This is a genomic window from Actinoplanes sp. NPDC051475, from assembly GCF_040689425.1.
Classification (GTDB): domain Bacteria; phylum Actinomycetota; class Actinomycetes; order Mycobacteriales; family Micromonosporaceae; genus Actinoplanes.
On record NZ_JBFAZZ010000010.1, the window covers coordinates 250,377 to 266,530 of the forward strand.

The 16,154-nt window shown below is 71.2% G+C and carries 10 protein-coding genes and 1 tRNA gene; all 11 read left to right on the top strand.

All coding sequences use genetic code 11. The features are described from left to right. The first annotated feature begins 3 nt into the window (after positions 1-3). The 11 genes from AB0368_RS22035 (at position 4) to AB0368_RS22085 (ending at position 15,810) form a co-directional block, all read left to right on the top strand. Positions 4-4,575, top strand: coding sequence for a beta-ketoacyl synthase N-terminal-like domain-containing protein (locus AB0368_RS22035; protein ID WP_366155782.1), 4,572 nt, complete (start codon positions 4-6; stop codon positions 4,573-4,575). An 11-nt stretch (positions 4,576-4,586) separates the two neighbouring features. Continuing rightward, positions 4,587-4,883 (top strand): acyl carrier protein, encoded by a 297-nt coding sequence (locus AB0368_RS22040; protein ID WP_366155783.1) that lies wholly within the window; start codon positions 4,587-4,589, stop codon positions 4,881-4,883. Continuing rightward, positions 4,880-5,650: an alpha/beta hydrolase gene (locus AB0368_RS22045; protein ID WP_366155784.1), complete on the top strand. Its 771-nt coding sequence runs from the start codon at positions 4,880-4,882 to the stop codon at positions 5,648-5,650. Before AB0368_RS22040 ends, AB0368_RS22045 begins: the two co-directional genes overlap by 4 nt. A gap of 8 nt (positions 5,651-5,658) precedes the next feature. Next, positions 5,659-6,600 carry a hypothetical protein gene (locus AB0368_RS22050; protein ID WP_366155785.1) on the top strand — a complete coding sequence of 314 codons (942 nt, stop codon included), beginning with the start codon at positions 5,659-5,661 and terminating at the stop codon, positions 6,598-6,600. Beyond that, the gene (locus AB0368_RS22055) at positions 6,597-8,216 is read left to right on the top strand and encodes a hypothetical protein (RefSeq protein WP_366155786.1); all 1,620 of its coding nucleotides are present in this window, start codon (positions 6,597-6,599) and stop codon (positions 8,214-8,216) included. The genes AB0368_RS22050 and AB0368_RS22055 overlap by 4 nt, the downstream gene beginning before the upstream one ends. An 11-nt stretch (positions 8,217-8,227) precedes the next feature. Continuing rightward, complete coding sequence (locus tag AB0368_RS22060) at positions 8,228-9,919, top strand: hypothetical protein (RefSeq protein WP_366155787.1); 1,692 nt, start codon at positions 8,228-8,230, stop codon at positions 9,917-9,919. A gap of 115 nt (positions 9,920-10,034) precedes the next feature. Next, positions 10,035-11,768, top strand: coding sequence for a hypothetical protein (locus AB0368_RS22065; RefSeq protein WP_366155788.1), 1,734 nt, complete (start codon positions 10,035-10,037; stop codon positions 11,766-11,768). Between the two features lie 94 nt (positions 11,769-11,862). Continuing rightward, complete coding sequence (locus AB0368_RS22070; protein WP_366155789.1) at positions 11,863-12,876, top strand: PHB depolymerase family esterase; 1,014 nt, start codon at positions 11,863-11,865, stop codon at positions 12,874-12,876. Between the two features lie 201 nt (positions 12,877-13,077). Continuing rightward, positions 13,078-13,148 (top strand) — tRNA-Gln (locus AB0368_RS22075). 67 nt (positions 13,149-13,215) lie between these two features. After that, positions 13,216-14,661, top strand: a complete 1,446-nt coding sequence (gene glmU, locus AB0368_RS22080; RefSeq protein ID WP_366155790.1) for a bifunctional UDP-N-acetylglucosamine diphosphorylase/glucosamine-1-phosphate N-acetyltransferase GlmU — start codon at positions 13,216-13,218, stop codon at positions 14,659-14,661. Between the two features lie 168 nt (positions 14,662-14,829). Then, positions 14,830-15,810: a ribose-phosphate diphosphokinase gene (locus AB0368_RS22085; protein ID WP_366155791.1), complete on the top strand. Its 981-nt coding sequence runs from the start codon at positions 14,830-14,832 to the stop codon at positions 15,808-15,810. Positions 15,811-16,154: the final 344 nt, after the last annotated feature.

The following is a 16,154-nucleotide window of genomic DNA, read 5'->3' on the forward strand; positions in this document are numbered from 1 at the left end:
GGCGTGCAGCAGATCGCGATCGTGGGGATGGCGGCGATCTTCCCGGGCGCCGCCACCCTGGACGAGTACTGGCAGAACCTGGTCAACGGCAAGGACATGATCAGCGACGTGCCGGAGGACCGCTTCGACACGCTGTTCTACGACCCGGACAACGCGCACCGGCCCGACCGGCTCTACACCCGCCGCGGCGGTTTCCTCGACGACCAGGCGGTGTTCGAGCCGCTGAAGTTCGGCATCATGCCGAACTCGGTGGGCGACATCGAGCCGGACCAGCTCATCGCGCTGGAGGTCGCCGCCGCGGCGATCGCCGACGCGGGCGGGGCGGCGCGGATGCCCGACGCGGACCGGATCGGCGTGATCCTGGGCCGCGGCGGCCTGCTCAACCCGGCCGCCTCCCGCTACGCCAACCGGGTGCGGATGGCCAGCCAGGTCATCAGCCTGCTGCGGGAACTCGCGCCGGACCTCGGTGAGGATCGGCTCGACCTGCTGCGGGACCGCATCGACGAGCGGCTCGGCAAGCACCAGCCGGAGGGCACGATCGGGCTGGTGCCCAACCTGGCCGCCTCCCGGGTGGCGAACCGGCTGAACCTGCGCGGGCCGGCGTACACGATCGACGCGGCGTGCGCGTCCTCGCTGATCGCCGTCGACCAGGGCATGGCCGAGCTGGCGCAGGGCCGCCTCGACGCGGTGCTGGCCGGCGGGGTCCACCACGTGCACGACATCAGCTTCTGGTCGGTGTTCAGCCAGCTCCAGGCGCTGAGCCGCAAGGGCGACATCCGGCCGTTCGACGCCGACGCCGACGGGGTGCTGATCGGCGAGGGCACCGGCATGGTGGTGCTCAAGCGCCTGGCCGACGCCGAGCGCGACGGCGACCGGGTGTACGGGGTCCTCCGCGGCAGCGGCACCTCCAGCGACGGCCGCTCGGCCAGCATGTTCAACCCGGCGAGCTCGGGCCAGGCCCTGGCGATCCGGCGCGCGTGGGAGATGGCCGGCCTCGACCCGACCGCCCCGGACGCGCTGGGCCTGCTCGAGGCGCACGGTACGGCCACCCCGACCGGCGACGCCGCCGAGCTGACCACGCTGGCCGACGTCTTCGGCCCGCACGCCGGCGGGGAGCGTCCGGTGATCGGGTCGGTGAAGTCGATGATCGGTCACGCGATGCCCGCCGCGGGGGTCGCCGGGCTGATCAAGGCCACGCTCGCCGTCTACCACGGCGTGCTGCCGCCCACCCTCAACGTCACCAAGCCACGCGCGGAGATGGCGAAGACGCGGTTCAAGCCGATCTCCTCGGCCCAGCCCTGGGAGAGCGCCGGCCCGCGCCGGGCGGGGGTCAACGCCTTCGGCTTCGGCGGTGTCAACGCCCACGTCATCGTCGAGCAGTACGCGAACGCCGTACCCGTGACGATCGCCGAACCCGAGCGCATCGTCTGGCTCGCCGCGTCGTCCACCGACGAGATGATCCGGCTGCTGGAGCGCGACGACGTCCGCGACCTGCCCCGCGCGCGCCACGGCGGGCCGGTGCGGCTGGGCCTCGTCGACCCCACCGACCAGCGGCTGGCCATCGCCCGCAAGATGGTCGCCCGCGGCGAGCCGTGGCGCGGCGGCCGGGACGTCTGGTTCACCCCGCGCCCCCTGCTCGGGCCCGGCGGCGGCAAGCTCGCGTTCGTCTTCCCCGGCGTCGAGGCGGAGTTCGCGCCGCGGACCGCCGACATCGCCGCCCACTTCGGGCTCCCGCACCGGGAGTGGACGGCCGAGGACCTCGGCCACCACGGCAGCGGGCTGGTCGAGGTCGGCAGGCTGCTGGACACGGCGCTGCGGCGGATGGGCGTACGCCCCGACGCGGTCGCGGGCCACAGCATCGGCGAGTGGACCGCGGCGGCGGTCACCGGCCAGATGAGCACCCGGGGCGTCGACGCGTTCCTCGGGCTCTTCGACGCCGACAGCGTGGAGGTGTCCGGGTACGCGTTCGCGGCCGTGAGCGCTCCGATGGAGACGGTCACCCCGCTGCTCGCCGGCTATCCGGGCGTGGTGCTGTCCCACGACAACGCCCCCAACCAGTGCGTCGTCAACGGCCCGCGCGAGCAGGTCCAGCGCCTCGTCGACGACCTGCGCGCCCGGACGATCCTGTGCCAGCTGCTGCCGTTCCGCTCGGCGTTCCACACCCCGGTCTTCGCCGAGGGGCTCCAGGCGATCGGCGCAGCGCTCGGCCGCTGGGAGGTGCAGCCGACGGAGGTGCCCGTCTGGTCGGGCACGATCTCCGCGCCGTTCCCGTCCGACCCGGACGAGGTCAACCAGCTCTTCATCCGGCACATGATCGAGCCGGTCTGGTTCCGCCGGACGGTCAACGCCATGTACGACGACGGCATCCGCGTCTTCCTGCAGATGGGCGCGGGCCAGCTCGCCTCGCTCGTCGACGACAACCTGCGGGACCGGGAGCACCTGGCGATGCCGGTGAACGTGTCCCGCCGCGACGGCCTGGCCCAGCTGCGCCGGGTCGCGACCGCCCTGTGGGTCGACGGCGGCGACCCGGACCTGGCCGTCCTGGAGCCGGCGCCGGCGCACACGCCCGCGCCGAAGGTACGCACGGTCGCGGAGCCGTCCGAGCGCAAGGGACCGGCGGTCCGCCTGGACCTCGGCGGCCCGCTGGTCAAGCTCGGCGAGGGCGCCGACCAGCTCCTCGGCCTCGGAACGACAAAGCTCGGAGCGACAAAGCCTGCGCCGGCGCCCGCCCAGAACGCGCCGGCGGCCCACGCCGCGCAAGGCACGGCGGGGGCGACGAATGCCGACGCGCACACCGCGGCGTTGTCGGCGCTGAGCCGGATGGCCGGCACGTCCAAGGCCGCCGCCGAGCTGGCGGCGCTGCTCCAGGAAACCGCAAGCGACGCGGTGACCGTCATGAGCGCCGCGGCCAAGCCGGCCCTCCAGGCGGCGGCCAAACCGGCCGCCCGGCCCGTCATTCCTCGGCAGCGACCCGCGTCGGAGCCGGCGGCGCGCCCGGCAGCGACACCACCGCGGCTACCCGCTGGGCACGGATCAACGGTGTCACGCGAGGCGGTAGTCGTACATAAAAAAGATGAAGGGGAACTCCTCAGAACGACCCTCGACGTCTCTGTGGAGACGATGCCCTACCTGCGGGACCACTGCTTCTTCGTGCAGCCCGACGACTGGCCGCGGGTCGAGGACCGGTGGCCGGTGGTGCCCGCGACGACCGTGGTGCAGCACATGATGGACGCCGCCGAGCAGGCCGCGCCGGGGCTCAAGGCCGTGGCGGTACGCGACGCGAAGTTCAACCGCTGGCTCATCGCCGCGCCGCCGCAGCAGGTCGAGATCACGGTCAAGCGCGCCGGCCCGGGCCTGGTCACGGTGATCTTCGGCGGCTACGCGCGGTCCACGGTCGAGCTGGCCGCGACCTATCCCGAGCCGGCGGAACGGCCATGGACGCAGGACCCGGCGACCGAGTTCCCGCCGACGACCAGCGCCGAGGAGATGTACGCCGAGCGCCTCATGTTCCACGGCCCGCTGTTCCAGGGCGTCACCGCCGTGCACGCGCTCGGCGACATGCATGTCCGCGGCGTGGTCACCGCGCCGAAACCGCCGGGCGCCCTGCTCGACAACGCGCTGCAGCTGATCGGCAACTGGCTCATCACCACCCAGCCGTTCCGGACCGTGGCGTTGCCGGTGGGGCTGCGGCACGTCAAGTTCTACGGCCCGCCGCCCGCGCCCGGCACCGCGTTCGACTGCGTCGCCCGGGTCCGGACGATCACCGACGGCGAGCTGATCGCCGACACCCAGCTGTCGGTGAACGGCCGGGTGTGGGCCCAGATCGACGGCGCGACCGACCGGAGGTTCGACAGCCACCCGGCCGCCCGGGCCTGCGAACGGTTCCCGGAGAAGTACCCGATGTCGCAGCGACGCGACGGCGGCTGGACGGTCGCGTTCGACGCCTGGACCGACCTGGTCACCCGCGGCATGGCGGCGCGCGGGATCCTCGGCGGCGAGGCCGCTACCGAGTACGAGCGGATGCCCGCCGCCAAGCGCAACCCGTGGATGCTCGGGCGGATCGCCGCGAAGGACGCCGTCCGGTTCCGGCAGTGGGACGCCGGGCACACGGACGTCTACCCGATCGAGCTGACCGTGCGCAACGAGCCGAGCGGAAAGCCGTACGTGGAGCTGCGCCCCGGCCGCGGCCTGGTGGAAAGCGCAGTGTCGATCGCACACACTGCCGAGGCCGGGGTCGCCATCGCCGGTCCGGCCGGCGCCGAGGTCGGCATCGACGTGGTCGAGATCGCGCCGCGCGACGAGACCACCTTCCGGTACGCGCTCACCGACAGCGAACGCGCCCAGCTCACCGATGACCGCAGCTTCGCCCGGCTCTGGGCGGCCAAGGAAGCGGCGGGCAAGGCGCTGGGCACCGGCCTCGACGGCGCGCCCCGCCGGTTCGTGGTCTCCCTCGCCGACGGCACCGTCACCGTCGGCGACCGGGTCCTCCGGGTCGCCTGGGAGGAGATCGAGAACCCACCGGATCTTCCCCCGCGGCGCTACGTCGTCGCCTGGACCACCCCCGCCGAACACTAAGGAGCACCGCCATGCCCTCCGACCAGACCGCCGTCCTCGCCGACGTCGCCTCGATGCTGCGCTCGGTGCTGGGCGACTTCGGCGACGACGCCGAGATCACCATGGACACCACCTTCCGCGACGACCTCGGCATGGAGAGCATCGACGTTGTGTCGCTCGCCGGCCGTCTCCAGGCCCGCTACGGCAACGCGGTGAACTTCGCGCTCTTCGTCTCCGGCCTCGACGTCGAGTCGGTGAGTGAGCTGCGCGTCGGCCAGCTCGTCGACTACATCGCCGACTCCCTGGACAAGGTGCCGGCCGGATCATGAGCATGGTCAGGGCGAACGGGGTCGACCTCCATGTCGAGGAGGTCGCGCCGATCGGTACGCAGCGCGGCACCGTCGTGCTCGTCCACGGCATGACATCGGACAGCATGGCGAGCTGGTTCCTCACGCTGGTCCACCCGCTCGCCGAGGCCGGGATGCGGGTTCTCCTGTACGACCTGCGCGGCCACGGCCGCAGCGCCCGGCCGGCCACCGGTTACCGGCTGGACGACTTCGTCGATGACCTCGACGCGCTGCTCGCGCACTGGGCCGTGGCCGAGCCGGTGTACGTCTTCGGCAACTCGTTCGGGGGCACGGTCGCGTTCACGTACGCGGCCCGCCACCCGGACCGGGTCGCCGGCATCGTGACGATCGAGTCCGCGCCGCCGACCGCGGCCTGGTTCGCCCGGATGGCCCGGCGGCTGGACGGCGCGGCGGAGACGCTCGCCGACGCCGAGGCGGTGGCGAACAGCCGTCCGCTGATCGCGCGCCGGGTCCGCGACGCGTCGGCGCTGCTCACCGAGACCGACATCGGCAAGCAGCTGCCCGCCAGCGACCTGCCCTGCCCCGCGGCGTTCACCGCGATCACCTGCCCGGTCCTGTGCCTCTACGGCGCGGAGTCGGCGGTCCAGGAGCTCGCCGTCGAGACCGCCCGGCTCGTGCCTCAGTCGCGGCACGTGGTCGTGCCCGGTCAGAAGCACACCCTGCTCATCAAGGCCCCCGACCAGGTCCGCGCCGAGGTGCTGCCCTGGCTCGCCACCCGCGTGCACTAGGAGATCCCATGGATCGCGCCATCATCATCAGCAACGGCCGTTGTGGTTCCACCCTGCTCTCCGACCTCATCCACGAGGAACCGGAGACGTGCTCGGCGCAGGAGTTCTTCATGTCGGTCGCGCCGTGGAACCGGAGCACCGACGTCATCACCGGCCCGGCGTACTGGCAGGTGCTCAGCGGCCCCAAGGCGGAGCTGTCGATCCTCTTCCGGCTGGGGCTGCCACCGAAGGAGATCCGCTACCCGAAGTCCGGCCGCTTCGCCGGCGACCTCCTGAACCTGCCGCGCATCCTGGCCATCACGCTCGCCAAGCTGACTGACGATTCGGACACGCTCTTCGACCGGCTCGCCCCGCGCGTGCAGGCGTTCCCCACCCAGAGCGTGGGCGCGCACCACCAGGCTTTCCTCGACGTCCTCGCCGAGCTCACCGGGAAGAAGCGCTGGGTGGAGCGCTCCGGCGGGTCCAGCCAGGTCACCACCTCGCTGCTGGCGAACTACCCCAGCGCGAAGATCGTCTACCTGACCCGGGACTGGGGTGCCACCGCGAAGTCGATGAGCAAGCACTCGTCGTTCCAGCTCGTGCAGCTGCGCGTGGAGGCGCTCGGCAGGTTCGGCATCGACCCGTTCACCGCGTCGCCCGGCGACGACCTGCCCGAAGGCATGCACGCCTACCTGCCCGAGCACCTCACCGCGGACGCCCTGCGCGACCGCGGACAGGACCTCAAGCGGTTCATGGCCCTGTGCGCGTTCATGAGCAGCCAGGCCGAGCAGGCTCTCGAGGACCACCCGCCGGCGCAGCTGCACCGGATCGCCTACGAGGACATCGTCGCGGATCCGGTGGGCAGGCTGACCGACCTCGGCTCGTTCCTCGGCTTCGCCGACCCGGCGGCCTGGGCCGGATCCGTCGCTGACCGAGTGCGCAGACCCGAGCCCGTGGCAGTTCCGGCATGAGTTCGTTAGCCGGGTTGGCGGCGGCGCTGGTGCTGGGGGCGGGCGCGGCGGTCACGCCCGTGCAGGCCGCCGACACCTACACCTTCCACCTGCTCGGCAAGGCCGCGCCGGACGAGTGCTTCGCCGGCATCGGGCAGCCGTACCCGGCCGGGCCGCCGTGCGCGCAGGGCCAGGCCAAGGTGAACCAGGCGTACGTGTGGGGCCTGACCAGGGTGGGCCGACAGGTCTGGTTCGGCACCGGCGCCAACACCCATTGCCTGACCAGCGGTGCCAACCTCGGCGACACGAACCCCGTGGTCAACGCCGACTACGTGTGCGAGTTCGCCGAGAGCCAGGTCGCCCGGGAACACCCGGCGGTGCCCGGCGCGCTCGGCGACGTGCGCCCGCCGCAGGTCTGGGTGTACGACGCGGGCACCGGCGGTCTCACCGACCGGTCCGCCGACATCGTGGCCGCCTCCGACGCCGACGCCCGCCGGTTGCGCAGCACCCTCGGACTACGCGCGGCCGGCAACCTCGACGGCGTGGTCCTGTTCGCCGGCCCCACATTGCACAGCACGCTCAACGTCTTCGCGTTCGACGCGGTCACCAGGCGGTTCCTCGGCTCGCGCACGCTCGCCCAGTACGCCAACGCCCGGACGTTCCTCGCCGCGGACGGTGACCTCTACCTCGGGGTAGGGGTCGGACCGAGCGGCGCGCTCGGCGGCGCCGTGCTGCGCTGGCGGGGCAATCGGCTGGCGCCGTTCCGCTTCGACCGGGTCGCGACCCTGCCCGCGCAGGCCGCCGACCTCTCCTTCCACGACGGGCGGCTCTACGCGACGACGTGGTCGGCCGCACGGCCCGACACCGACGCCGAGCTCGCCGGGGTGTGGCGGAGTCCGCCGCTGCCCCTCCACGGCGATCCGTGGAGCCAGGTGTGGCACGCCGGTATGTACGAGCAGGACCCGCTCACCAAGACCACGTACGGCCTCGGCGGCGTCGCGTCGTACGACGGCTGGCTCTACTGGGGCAGCATGCACGTGCCTCTGCAGGCCACCAAGGTGCACCAGGCCACGTATCCGCAGGACACCGACGAGGCCAAGCGCACCCAGGTCCGCCTCACCCAGCGGGCGGCGACGGTCTGGCGGGGCCGTGACCTCGGCACCCGCGACCAGCGGATCGAGCTCCTGTACGGGGAGTCGGCGCTGCCCGTGTACCAGCCGGACACCCGTACCTGGACCTCCCGGCCGACCGGCTGGACGCCGCGGTACGGCAAGTCGGGCTTCGGCAACCCCTTCAACAACTACGTGTGGCGGATGACCGTCGCGGGGGACCGGCTCTATGTCGCGACGATGGACTGGAGCTACATCGTCCACGACGTCTCCGACGAGGCCCCGCCGACCGATCCCGCCGGCTGGGGTGCCGACCTGTGGACGTTCCCGTCCGCCGGCGCGGCCGCCGAGGCCGTGGACACCCGCGGTGCCGGCAACTACCTCAACTACGGCATTCGCAACATGGTGGCCGACGGCGACGACCTGTACCTCGGCATGGCCAATCCGATGAATCTCCGCACCGACCCGGCCGACGCCGTTCCCGACGGCGGCTGGGAGCTCATCCGGCTCGACAGATCCGTGTCTTGAGAGGACATGCTGTGAGCGCAACCCTGCGCAGATTCGGTACGGCGGCCGCCGTCCTGCTGCTCAGCCTCGCCTCCGCCCCGGCCTCCCCGGCCGCCGCGGCGAGCGGTGACTCCTACTCCTTCAAACTCCTCGCGAAGGCGGCGCCCGACGAGTGCTTCAACGGCATCGGCAAGCCCTACCCATCGGGGCCGCCGTGTGCCGAGGGGCAAGCGAAGGTCGATCAGGCGTACGTGTGGGGCCTGACCAAGGTGGGCGGCGACATCTGGTTCGGCACCGGGGCCAACGTCAACTGCCTGGTCAGCGGCGCCACGCTGGACAACTACACCCCGGTGGTCAACAACGACTACGTCTGCGAGTACGCCGAGAGCCAGACCGTCCGGGACGACCCCGACTGGCCGGCGTACCTCGGCGACCAGCGGGCCCCGGAAGTGTGGCTCTACAACGCGCACAACAAGCGGAAGACGAACAAGAGCGCGGAGATCAGGGCCAAGAGCCCCGACGACGCCGAACGGCTGCGGACCACCATCGGGCTGCGCGCCGCCGGCAACCTCGACGGCGTCGTCCTGCTCGGCGGTCCGGCGCTGAACGACTCCCTCAACCTGTTCGCTTTCGACGCGCGTACCAAGCGGTTCCTCGGCTCGATCAACCTCCCCCAGTACGGCAACATCCGCACCTTCCTGGTCGCCGAGAAGGAGCTGTACCTGGGCGTGGGCATCGGCACCAACGGCAGTTCGGGCGGCGGCGTGCTGCGGTGGACCGGAAGCGTGCGCGACCCGTTCGCCTTCGAGGTCGTCGCGAACCTTCCCGTGCAGGCCGCGGACCTCACGTACCACGACGGGCGGATCGCCGCGACCAGCTGGCCGGCCAGTCAGCCGACCTCGCCGGCGCAGCTGGCCGGCGTATGGATCAGCCCGAAGTTGGCCGACGGCGCGCCCGGGCTCAACCCGGAGGACGCCGCCGGGTGGACCCAGGTCTGGCACGTCCGCCAGTACGAGACCGACCGGGTCGTCGCCGCGACCTACGGCGGCGGCGGCGTCGCGTCCTTCGGCGGCTGGCTCTACTGGGGCACCATGCACGTGCCGCTCAAGGCCACCAAGGTGCACCAGCAGGCTTTCCCGCAGAGCACGGACGAGGCCAAGCAGGCCCAGATCAAGAACACCCAGCGGGCGATCAGCATCTGGCGCGGTAAGGACCTGGGCCTGCCGACCCAGCAGATCGAGCTGCTGTACGGCGCCACGGCGCTGCCCGCGTACGACCCGGCGACCGCGACCTGGTCGTCCGTGCCCACCGGCTGGACCCCGCTGTACGGCAAGTCCGGCTTCGACAACCCGTTCAACAACTACACCTGGCGGATGACCGTGGCCGGTGGTCGGCTCTACGTCGGCACGATGGACTGGAGCTACATCTTCCAGGACATCACCGCGGAGAACCCGAGCATCCGGGCCTCCGCCATCACGCCACCTATTGATCCCTCTGTATATGGTGGCGACCTCTGGATGTTTCCCTCCACATCGGAGCGGGCGCAGTCGATCAGCACCACCGGCGCCGGCAACTACCTGAACTACGGCTTCCGCAACATGATCCCGGACGGTCCCGACCTCTACCTGGGCATGGCGAACCCGATGAACCTCAGGACCGACCCCACCGACGACGTACCCGAGGGCGGCTGGGAGCTGATCAAGCTCACCGCGCCCTGCCCGTAACCCAGGCGTGGGCGGGCGGCGCATCCCACGACGCCGCTCGCCCGCTTCACCCGTCCCTCGTGCGCCCCCGCGGATTCCCCGCGGCGGGCGCACGCTGCATCTCCGAAAGGAATCCATGGTGATCAATATAAGAAGACTCCTCGCGGTGGGGGCGGTCGCCCTCGTCGCCGCCGGCGTCGCGGTCTCGCCCGCCGCCGCGGCGGCCCCGTCCCGCCCGGAGTACAAGTTCCAGCTCCTCGCCAAGGCCAAGCCCGACGAGTGCTTCGTCGCGGTCGGCCAGGAGTACCCCGTGGGCCCGCCGTGCGCGAGCGGCAAGCCCAAGGTCAACCAGGCGTACGTCTGGGGCCTCACCCAGGTCGACAAGACCGTCTGGTTCGGCACCGGCGCCAACGTGCATTGCCTCGTCAGCGGCGCCACCCTCGACTACGTCAAGCCCACCGCGAACGACAACTGGACCTGCGAGTACGGCGAGAGCCAGGCGGCCAAGAACGACGAGGCCATCCCGGACTACATCGGCGACATGCGCGCGCCCGAGGTGTGGACGTACGACACCGTCACCAAGAAGTCGGTGAACAAGAGCGCGGAGGTCCGGGCGAAGTCCCCGGAGGACGCGACGCGGCTGGCCCACACCATCGGCCTGCGCGCCGCCGGTCACATGGGCAACGTCGTCCTGCTCGGCGGCCCGGCGCTCGAGAACACGCTCAACATGTTCGCCTTCGACGCCACCACCCAGCAGTACCTCGGCTCGATCAACTTCCCGGACTACGGCAACATCCGGACGTTCCTCGTCGCCGACGATGCCCTCTACCTCGGCGTCGGCATCGGACGTAACGGGTCGGCGGGCGGCGCCGTCTGGCGCTGGACCGGCGACGACACCCGGCCCTTCGACTTCACCACCGTCGCCAGCCTGCCCGTGCAGGCCGCCGACCTCACCGTCTACGACGGCCGGATCGCCGCCACCAGCTGGCCCGCCGAGCAGCCCACCAGCCCGCTGATGCTCGCCGGCCTCTGGATCAGCCCGCCGCTCGCCGACGGCCAGCCCGGCCTCAACGACGAGGACAAGGCCGGCTGGAAGCAGGTCTGGAACGCCCGCCAGTACGAGCCCGACCGCGTCGTCTCGGCCACCTATGGCGGCGGCGGCATCGCCGCGTTCGACGGCTACGTCTACTGGGGCACGATGCACGTCCCGATGAAGTCCAGCATGGTGCACGCCAACGTCTACCCGCCGGCCACCGACCAGGCCGCGAAGGACCAGACGGTCAAGACCCAGCGCGCGATCAGCATCTGGCGCGGCAAGGACCTGGGCCTGCCGACCCAGAAGATCGAGCTCGTGTACGGCGAGAAGACGCTGCCCGCCTGGGACCCGGCGACCTCCACGTGGTCGGACAAGTCGACGAACTTCACGCCCCTGTACGGCAAGTCCGGCTTCGGCTACCTGTTCAACAACTACACCTGGCGCATGACCGTGGTGGACAACAAGCTCTTCGTGGGCACCATGGACTGGAGCTACCTGGTCCGGGACCTGCTCGCCGACGCCGCCCCGCAGGCGCCGGTCAACGCCAAGGCCCGCAAGGCCCTCGCCGACCCGGACAACTGGCACATGCCGCTGATCAGCCCCGGTAAATTCGGCGGTGACCTCTACATGTTCCCGGACTCGAACTCGCCGGCCCAGGCCGTCAACACCCGCGGCCTCGGGAACTACCTCAACTACGGCATCCGCAACATGATCCCGAACGGCAAGGGCGGGCTGTACGTCGGCATGGCCAACCCGATGAACCTGCGTACCGACACGACCGACCGCAAGCCCGAGGGCGGCTGGGAACTGATCGAGATGAACAAGCGGCGATAGCTCGCCGCCGGGCGGGTCTCCTTCGCGGGAGACCCGCCCATTTTCCTGACCTGTCCCTTACCTTCCCCGAACATCTCTGATGGACGGTGGTGTTATGAAGCGCCTGTTTGCTCCCCTCGCCGCGCTCCTGCTCCTGCTCGCGGGCTGCACCGGCCGCGACCGACCCGCGCCCCGGCCCGTTCCCTCCCAGCCGGCCACTTCCTCGCCCGCTTCCGCCGGACCCACGTCGTCCCAGCCGCCGCCTACCTCGTCCCAGCCGCCGGCCTCAGCGCTGCCGGTCGGCAAGTCGAGCGCCTCGCTGACCGTCGGCGGCTTGAAGCGCACCTACCTGATGTACCGGCCCGCCTCGGCGAAAGCCGGTGCGCCCCTCGTCGTGGTCCTGCACGGCGCTGTGGGGACCGGACGGCAGGCCGAGCAGTCGTACGGCTGGGACGCCGAGGCCGACAAGGGCGGCTTCGTGGTCGCGTACCCGGACGGGGTCAACCGCACCTGGAACGTGAGCTCCGACTGCTGCGGCGTCGCGGCCCGCGACAACGTGGACGACGTCGGCTTCATCACCCAGCTCGTGTCGGCAGTGCCGGGAGTGGACCCGCACCGCGTCTATGCCACCGGCATCTCGAACGGCGCCATGCTCAGCTACCGCCTCGCCTGCGACACCGACATCTTCGCCGCCATCGCCCCGGTCGCCGGCACGATGATCAACAAGTGCGACCACCCCGCGCCGATCTCGATCATCCATATCCACGGCGAGAAGGACCCGACCATCCCGTACGCCGGAGGTCCCGGCCGCCGCAGCAACGACGGCAAGGGCCGCCTGCCCATCAAGATCGACGGTCCGTCCGTACCGTCGCTGATCGAGACCTGGCGCCGCACGGACTCCTGCGCCGCGCCGACCGAGACCAAGTCGGGTCCGGTGACCACGTCGGTGGCCACCTGCCCGGATGGGCGCGCGGTGGAGCTGATCACGGTCGCGGGGGCGGGTCACCAGTGGCCGGGCTCCCGGCCGGCCCCGGTCGCGCAGCGCATCCTGCACCTCGACGCACCATCGACCGCCCTGAACGCGACGCCGACCATCTGGACGTTCCTCAACGATCACCCGAAGCGTTGACTTTCGAGGGGGCCTCCCCTCGGAGACGCACAATCCGTCCACGGTTCGCCGGAACGTCGGGGATCCTTAGCGGGGCTGCCTGATCGGCTGTACCGGCGGGTCGAAGGCATGCTGCGGGGGATCGCGTCCGCGACCGGAGGCGGGGGAGACGCTACTATGTGACGCGCGTACGCGACCTCGGTCGCTTTGTCCGCTTTGCCCTCCCGGGTCGTCTAATGGTAGGACCGTGGCTTTTGGTGCCATTTATAGGGGTTCGAATCCTCTCCCGGGAGCTTTCTTCCCGCGGCTGACTTGGCGCCGCCTCCTCCAACCTCCACACTGCGAACAATGGAGTCCCGCGTGAGCCAGGCCCCGAGCCGTACCGTCGTCGTCCTCGCCGCCGGTGAGGGCAAGCGCATGAAGTCCGCCACGCCCAAGATGCTGCACCCGCTGCTCGGGCGGACGCTGCTCGGCCACGTCCTGCGCGCCGCCGAGGCCGCGGGGGCGTCCCGCACCGTCGTGGTCGTCGGGCACAGGGCCGACCAGGTACGCGCGCATCTGGCGGAGATCGCCCCCGGCGCCACCCCGGTGCTGCAGGCCGAGCAGAACGGCACCGGTCACGCCGTACGCATCGCGCTCGACGCCATCCCCGAGGCCGCCGGCACCGTCGTGGTGCTCAACGCCGATGTGCCCCTGCTACGGCCGGAGACCGTCGAGGCGCTCGTCGCCGCGCACGAGGCGACCGGCAAGGGCGCGACCGTGCTCGCGGCCGAGGTGGCCGACCCCACCGGGCTCGGCCGGATCGTGCGCGACGCCGACGGCAACCTCGAGCGGATCGTCGAGGAGCGGGACGCGTCCGCCGAGGTCCGCGCCCTCCGGGAGATCAACGCGGGCATCTACGTCTTCGACGCCGTGCTGCTGCGCGAGGCCCTCGGGAAGCTGTCCACCGACAACGACCAGGGCGAGGAATACCTGACCGACGTCTTCGGCATCCTCGCGGCCGTCGGGCACCCGGTCGGCGTGCACGTCGCCGCGGACGCGCAGGAGACGCTGGGATGCAACGACCGGGCCGAGCTGTCCCGGCTGCGGGCCCTGCTGCGCGACCGGGTCAACACGGCGTGGATGCGCTCCGGCGTCTCCATCCTCGATCCCGCGACGACCTGGATCGACGTGACGGTGACCATCGAGCCGGACGCGGTGATCGACCAGAACTGCCAGCTCCAGGGGGCGACCAAGGTGGCGACGGGCGCGGTGATCGGCCCCGACACGACGCTCGCCGACACGGTCGTCGAGGAGTGTGCGACCGTGCTCCGCTCGCACTCGATCGGGGCCGAGATCGGGCCGGACGCGTCCGTCGGGCCGTACTCGTACCTTCGGCCGGGCACGCGGCTGGGCCGCAAGTCCAAGGTCGGCGGCTTCGTCGAGACCAAGAACGCCGAACTGGGGGCGGGCGCGAAGGTGCCGCACCTGTCGTACGTGGGCGACGCGACGATCGGGCCGAAGGCGAACATCGGCGCGGGCACGATCTTCGCCAACTACGACGGCGTCAACAAGAACCACACCACGGTCGGCGAGGCGGCGTTCGTCGGCAGCGACACCGTGCTGATCGCGCCGGTGGAGATCGGTCCGGGCGCGTACGTGGCGGCGGGCAGCGCGATCGGCAAGGAAGTGCCGGCCGGGAACCTCGGTGTGACGCGGGCCCAGCAGCGCAACATCGAGGAGTGGACGGTGCGGAGGCGCCCGGGCACGGTGTCCGCTGAGGCCGCGGCGAAGGCGGCCGGGGAAGCGGCTGGGTCCGGGGAGTAGCCGTCTGCCGGTGCCGCCGGCGCGTGGCCCGGAAAGAGGACAGCAAGTCGGCCGTGGCGCAAGCTGGGGTGAGGCATCCCACGACGCGGATCCGGCACGTGGCGTCAGGACGGCCGCGGGTAATACTTCAGGTGACCAACCCCTCGAGTCTCGGGAGCGGACGCGCCCATGGGCAGCATCGTCGCGGAGAACCGTAAGAGTTTGATGCTTTTCTCCGGGCAGGGCTTCCCGGAGCTGGCCCAGGAGATCGGCCAGGTGCTGGGCGTTGCGCCGACGCCGTCGGACTCGTACGAGTTCGCCAACGGTGAGATCTTCGTCCGGTTCAAGGAGTCCGTCCGCGGCTCCGACGCCTTCGTGGTGCAGTCGGTGACCGAGGGCGTGAACCGGTGGGTCATGGAGACGCTGATCATGGTCGACGCCCTCAAGCGGGGCTCGGCGAAGCGGATCACCGTCGTGCTGCCGTTCTACCCGTACTCCCGGCAGGACAAGAAGCACCGCGGCCGCGAGCCGATCTCGGCCCGCCTGGTCGCCGACCTGCTGAAGACCGCGGGCGCCAACCGGATCCTGACCGTCGACCTGCACACCGCGCAGATCCAGGGGTTCTTCGACGGCCCGGTCGACCACCTGTTCGCGATGGACATCCTCGCCGAGCACGTGCAGCGCAAGTTCGCGGGCCGGCCGATGACCGTGGTGGCGCCGGACTCCGGCCGGGTACGGGTGGCGGAGCGCTGGACCGACCGGCTGGGTGGCTGCCCCCTGGCGTTCATCCACAAGACGCGTGACCCGCTGAAGCCCAACCAGGTCGTGGCCAACCGGGTGGTTGGCGAGGTCGAGGGCCGGGTCTGCCTGATCGTCGACGACATGATCGACACCGGTGGCACCATCGCCAAGGCTGCCGACATCCTCTTCGACTCCGGCGCGGCGGACGTGATCGTGGCGTCGACGCATGCGCTGCTGTCGGACCCGGCGACGGAGCGGCTGAAGAACAGCCGTATCTCCGAGCTGGTGGTGACCAACACGCTGCCGCTGCCGCCGGAGAAGCGGCTGGACAAGATCACGGTGCTGTCCATCGCGCCGTTGCTGGCCCGGGCGATCCGTGAGGTCTTCGACGACGGCTCGGTCACGACTCTGTTCGGTGGCTTGAGCTGACGCTCCTTCCTTGACCCTTGACCCTTGACCCTTGGCGCTGACGCTGGGGCTTCGGGGGATGGGATGACCCACTCCGGGCGGTCAGGCTTGATCCCTGCGTGGGCCATCCCATCCCCCGAAGCCGTTGTGGTCGGCGTTGGCGGTCAACGCGGCCACCTCGGCCGGGCCGCACGTTTCGGCGGGCGAGCGGGCCGGCTCGGCTCCGGCGGCGTCTCCCCGAGCTGTCCGCGCCGGCCGGAGGCGCCGGCTGCGGCGGTCCTCGGGGCTGCCCGAAGGCGGGTTGAAGGGGGTCGGCTGGGGTGGGGCATGGGTGCTGCAAGTTGCATCGGTCGGGTGAACTTTTG